2 protein-coding genes are annotated in these 6,040 nt (G+C 40.3%); both read left to right on the top strand.

Going from position 1 to position 6,040, the window contains the following annotated elements; genetic code table 11:
- Positions 1 to 462: 462 nt before the first annotated feature.
- The gene (locus DKW60_RS21925) at positions 463 to 960 is read left to right on the top strand and encodes a hypothetical protein (protein WP_109839803.1); all 498 of its coding nucleotides are present in this window, start codon (positions 463 to 465) and stop codon (positions 958 to 960) included.
- Between the two features lie 108 nt (positions 961 to 1,068).
- Positions 1,069 to 6,040: SpvB/TcaC N-terminal domain-containing protein (locus tag DKW60_RS21920; protein ID WP_146203550.1), on the top strand; the 4,972-nt coding region annotated here is incomplete at its 3' end.

Raw genomic sequence — 6,040 nt, 5'->3', positions numbered from 1 at the left:
AGATTCAAAACATAGAATAATTCAACTCACTTGCTTCTCTCGCACTTAAAGTAAGCGATCTCCTTGTTTGCTTGATGCGATAGTATTGGTAGAAACTGCTTTGATGTGCTCATGGTTTGTTAGCTTTTAAGAGTATCTTCCTGATACTTCTTTACTTTACCGATTGATAGTCTTGGGTAAGTTTATGGTAAATACAATGCTATAATCATACTCATGTAGTGATGACGTTTGTAGGTGGTATTTGGGGGGGTAATATATTGATACTATTGCTATTTTTATGCTTTTTAGCAGTATTGTTTTCTGGCGTTGCAGCTGGGCTTTTGAGTAAAATCTACGTACCACTTAGTCACGCCAGTATTCATAAGCTTTCATTAACAAAAATTTACCTGAGTGTTTTCTTTATACCTAATAAATGATACCGTGGCCTTATTTTAGTTTATTCGGCTTGAAAGGGGAGGTTTCGTGAAAAAAGCATTACTGCTCTTGGGTGTAGGTGTTGTAGCGTTTATGGCTCTTGTTGCTGTGTTGAAGCCACCAAAGCCCCCCCAGTCCCCGGAAACTGCTAGCTTTCTTTCACAAGAAAGATTTAGAAATGACACTGAACGGTCAGAGACAAATATGGAAATTTTTCAAGCCGATGATGGCCGAAAAATTGTGGCTGGTGTTCTTCCTCCTGAATTAAAAGATATGAATAAGCGGTTGGTTACCTACAAAGACCAAATTCAGGCCGCTAGCCCTCCGGCAGAAAGTATATTCGATGACCCAAGAGACCCTGAAGAAGTTATTACGAAGATGGATCTGTTGATTGAAGAAACCAGTAAAAAGCTAGGTGTCGACTCTGTAGCGATGACAGCGCTTTTAGAGGATGGTCTCCCGCTTAACCCCGAAATGAAAGAAGTCGAAGAGCAGCGTCTCAAAGTCGAGAGCGATGTTATTGCGTTAGAAAATCGGTTCCAGTAATTATTCTAAGGATTACTCTTATTTATCAAAGCCTCTTGCAGAAAGGGTGGCTAGTAGTTTGCCTTTCAATTAGTTGTTTTAGTAAATGTCCCACTGCAGGTTTTATTTATGAAGCTTATTAAATCATTGTCTCTTATCACTTTCACGATTAGTATTTTTCTATCCTTCTCGTCTTATGCAAATCAGCTTATAGGGAGTTTGGAGGGTGAGGTTAGTGTAGAGCAAGGTGTTGCTAGCTGGAATATCGGTATTGATGTTCCTTCTGGAGTAAATGGTATCGCTCCGTCCTTAGGCATTAGCTATCATCAATCAGCAAGCAACGGACCATTAGGAATTGGTTTTAGCTTGGAAGGGTTGTCATCTATTACTCGGTGTCCGGCAACAGAAAAATATGATGATTTTCAAGGAGGTGTTCGTTTCAACTCCGAGGATCGTTTCTGCTTGGATGGGCAACGTCTGATTGCTGTAGAGGGCAGTAATGGTGGAAACCTAACAGAGTATAGAACGGCTATTGAGAGTTACACCAAGGTGGTATCGTACGGTTCACAAGGAGCTTCTGGCCCAAAGTACTGGAAGATTTGGGCGAAAGATGGAATAATTTCTGAATACGGAAATACATCAGATGCACAGGTAACAATAAGCAACCAAGGCAATGCTGTATTACTTTGGATGATTAATCGCAAATCTGATCGCTTTGATAATACGATCGACTACACCTACGACTCATCTAGCTCTACCCCCACAATTACAAAAATAGACTACAGTGGTCATAAAGTGACCTTCAATTATTCTACTCGGAGGGACAAGTTAAGTGCTTGGCAAATGGGTGACACACGCCTTCTAGAAGATAGGTTGAAGAGCATAGATGTATTTTCTTCTGGAGGTTTGCTACGAAGTTATAAGTTGAAGTATGACCAAGTAGGCTCTGGATACTATAGCAGGCTTGCTGATATCTCCATGTGTACTGCTAACTATGAGTGTACAAAACCCACAGAGTTTACTTGGAAGGAATCATTAGAAAAAAGGGCCGAACAGCAAATTGATGTTGTAGAGCATAGAAGTGACTTACAAGGTAATGAACAGCCGTCAATTTATCGGTTTGTGGATCTTGATAGAGATGGTGATCAAGATGTGTGCTACATCAATAATGCCCTATATTGTGGTCGAAATGATGGAACGGGTAAGATTTCATTTGGAAGTTTTTTTAAGCCGGAACGCTTTCGCTATACAAGACATTGGCCGACTTCATTGGCAACAAAGTGGAGTGCGTTTGATGTAGCCTCTACGCTCAACTTCTCCGATCTAAATCGTGATTCTTATCCTGATTACTGTTTGCTTGACGAAGTAGGTGTGTTTTGCGGGCTAAATGATAAAAAATCGGGAAATTTTGGTTCTCAATCTTATTGGTCGAAAGAGTATAAACTAGACCAAGAAATACGTTATGCTGACATTAATAATGATAAGTTAATTGATATCTGTCGAATTGATACCAACCAGGTAGTCTGTTCTCATAACCTAGGGAAGTCATATGGTCCATCCTTTGTTTTACTCAACAGTGGTTGGGGCCGAGGTAGTGAATCGAATTCAAGTATTGCTTTTATAGACTCTAATGGTGATGGGTTGGTGGACTTATGTGGGCTTGATAGCAAAGGCTATCGCTGTGCATTACGGTCTAGTCTTAGTGGAAGTTCACAGTTTTCTGAGATCAAAACATTTACCAATATTGTCGCTAGCTCACTTGCATGGTCATCAAAAACAGCATCTGCCTCCTTTAGGTACTCGGACTTAAATGTTGATGGCTTAGCTGATTTTTGTCTCGCAAAAGGAAAAGACTATCTTTGTTCAATAAATACTGGTGATGACTTTTTAACTCCCTCAGTCTGGGGGGCTACTGAGGCAGTATGGGAAAAGTCAGAAATAATCGATAACAAGGCTAGTCCTGTACTCAGTCTTATGGATATAAATGGCGATAGTAGACCTGATTTATGTGTTAATGACCACGCTTATGAATTTCACTGTGGCATAAATAATGGATCTGGATTCGTTTCTCTTAAAAAACATATTTCTCTTCAGTACTCCCTTGATTCCTATGATTTAAATGGTGAAGAGGTTGCCCCGATGGCTTCACCTATTCAGTCAGTTGATATCGATGGTAATGGCGGTATTGATATATGTTACCGGTCTTATAGTGGTTTAACCTGCGCACTTGGGGAGAATATTGACATAAGTTTGTTGGTTGGTGTTAAGACAGCCTACGGGAATGAAACGAAAATTGAGTATGACCAGCTCTCAAACCCTGAATTGTACACAGCAGATAATAATGCAAAATTACCAGTTCTCGACTTGGCTGGAAGCCGTCGAATAGTCAGTAGCGTGAGTACATCAGACGGAATAGGGGGCTTCAACAAGCTTTCCTTTCAATATGAAGGTTTAAAGTGGCATCTGGATGAAGGTTCGTTGGGTTTTCGGAAGATTATTAGGTACAACAATGCTACAAATAGAAGAATAGAAACCACATATCTGCAAAATGCTGAGCCAGACTCCAACCCTTTTAATGCCATTAGTAACCCAGAGTTTAGCTATTTTGAAAGCTTTGATATGGCCTCCAATCCAAGCCCTGTATTAAACGGTCAAATCAACACAATTAAAGAGTTTTCAGATGTTGATGGAGTATTGGAACTGCTTCAAGAAACTAATGTGTATCATGAAGTTGTTTCAGGTATCCACGATAACGTCAAAGTTATAAGGAAGAATCTACATACAACAAAGAGCTATGACTCATCAGAATTGTTAAAAACTGAAGTTGTAGATTATGAGGAATACGATGATTGGGGGAGCGTCAAGAGAGTAGTGACCACTGAAACGGTAGGAGCTGAAGTAAAAGAGACAATAACGACTTCTACCTACTCTAACAATGCTGAGTCATGGATCTTCGCTAAACCCCTTACCGTAAAGGTTCAACATTACTTCACTGGTGCAAGTGATGTTATCACTCGACAAACAAGTTTTACTTACTATGATACTGGCGCATTACACACAAAAACGGTTGAACCTGGTAGCGACAAACAGGTGTTATCAACTTTTTCTTATGACAAGCATGGAAACCGCACGAGTGTCAAAGTTGAAACAGATGGTGAAAAGAGCAGAACTAGTATTACTGAGTATGATAACGGTGGGTTACACCCTAAGTTAGCCAAGAATGCTCTGAATCACTCTGTAACTACAAAATATGATTCTCTTTGTGGTTTAATCGAGACTAGTACTGATGCCAATAAGATTTCAACAACTTGGCAATATGATGGTGCTTGTCGAAAAAAGAAAGAGATTAGAGCTGACAAAACGGCCACGACATGGGTCTATAAATGGTCTGAGGGATATGATTCAGGTTATGGTGAAGTAGACCGAAGTGTTTATAGTATAACAACCCATTCAAGCGGGTCGGCTGAGTCGACTAAGTGGTATGACGGACTTGGTCGTGAGGTGCGTTCAAAAACGATAGGGTTTGACGGCAGGCCAGTTTATCAAGACACGGTGTATCAAAAAAACGGCCAGGTTGAAAAGGCAACACTACCTTATTTTGAGGGTGAGTTCCCGGGAGACAATACCTATTGGGTACGGAACGATTATGATGAACTGGGTCGAACGATTGCTCAGTACAAACCGAATAAACTTGGTGAGCAAGTAACACGGTATGCCTATGAGGGTAATACAACTACGATAACGGATCCGCTTAACCGAACTAAATCTACTGTTCTCAATGTCTTTGGGAAGCCCAGTACTGTTACAACATCCACAGGTTCAAACATCACATATACGTACGATGCCATTGGTAACCTAGCTCATAGCGACACTAACGGTTATGTGGTTTCTATGGAGTATGATAATCATAACAATAAAATTTATATGAATGACCCTTCAATGGGAGAGTGGCGCTACGACTATAATGGTTTCGGGGAGTTAATCTGGCAGAAGGATGCGAAAAAACAAGTCACCACACAGAAGTATGATGTGCTTGGTCGAATGTATGAAAGAAAGGTGAAGACTAAGGGTGGAACGACGAGTAGTCACTGGATTTATGACAAGGGTAATAAAGGTAATGGTAAACTCTATCAGGAAAAGAATGGAAAAGTTACCAAGACATATTCATATGACAATCTAGGTCGGGCCAAGCAGACAAGTACTTCTATTGATGGGAAGAAGTTCGTTAGTAAGTTGGCTTATGACCAATACAGTCGACCAAGCAAAGAAACCTATCCAGACAAGATGGAAGTGCATCGGGAGTACACAGAAGAAGGTTTTCTAAAGCGAATTAGCATCCCTAAAAAAAATGTCTATGACTACGACTATACGGCATTAGAGGAAACTCTTGAAACCCTTATCGTTGAAGTTGCAAGACTTAGTGTCGAGGCAGCGAAATCAAGAGCTAAGTTTAAAAAATATATCAAAAAAGCTGATAGGTATCGATTGATTGCGGAGAGTGCGGAACTTCGTGCAGACGCTTATAAAGAGACAGCAGCGGAACTGAGAGAGCAAGCAAAATATTTAAGTGACTTAGGAGAGGCTTATCTTCGTCGGTCAGAGCACTTTTCAAGTTTGGTTGACCACTATAGTCAGAAAATGTACAAAGACCTAACGTTCAGTACAGATGATTTTACAAGAGGGAAATCTGATCCTGCGAAAGGTTATATCCTGTACAAAGCTTCTATTTGTACAGCCAAAGATAGCAAGGGAGATTGTACTGCTACACAAGCCTTTAATGTACAAATTGCCAAATTAGACTTTACGATAAATCCAAGTTGTGAAAATAGAGTTCAAACACATTCAGGAAAGTTAGGTACATGGTCACAGACTATTTGGTGCTCGGTAATGGTGCCAAGTACCATTGACCTTGCGGAATTTTATACCAATCGATCTAATTCCTACTCATCTGTTGCGAAACAAAAAGCTGCTCAATCAAATACTAAAACCAGACAAGCAGCTTCGAAAGAGAGGTCTGCGGGTAATTGGGAAAAAAGGGCGTCAAGGTACAAAGAATTAGCAATAAAACAAGTAGCAAGAGCAAGGAAGGAAACGAAAAAGC

The sequence above is a fragment of the Leucothrix pacifica genome, from assembly GCF_003172875.1.
Classification (GTDB): domain Bacteria; phylum Pseudomonadota; class Gammaproteobacteria; order Thiotrichales; family Thiotrichaceae; genus Leucothrix; species Leucothrix pacifica.
This window is presented reverse-complemented; position numbering and strand designations above follow the sequence as displayed.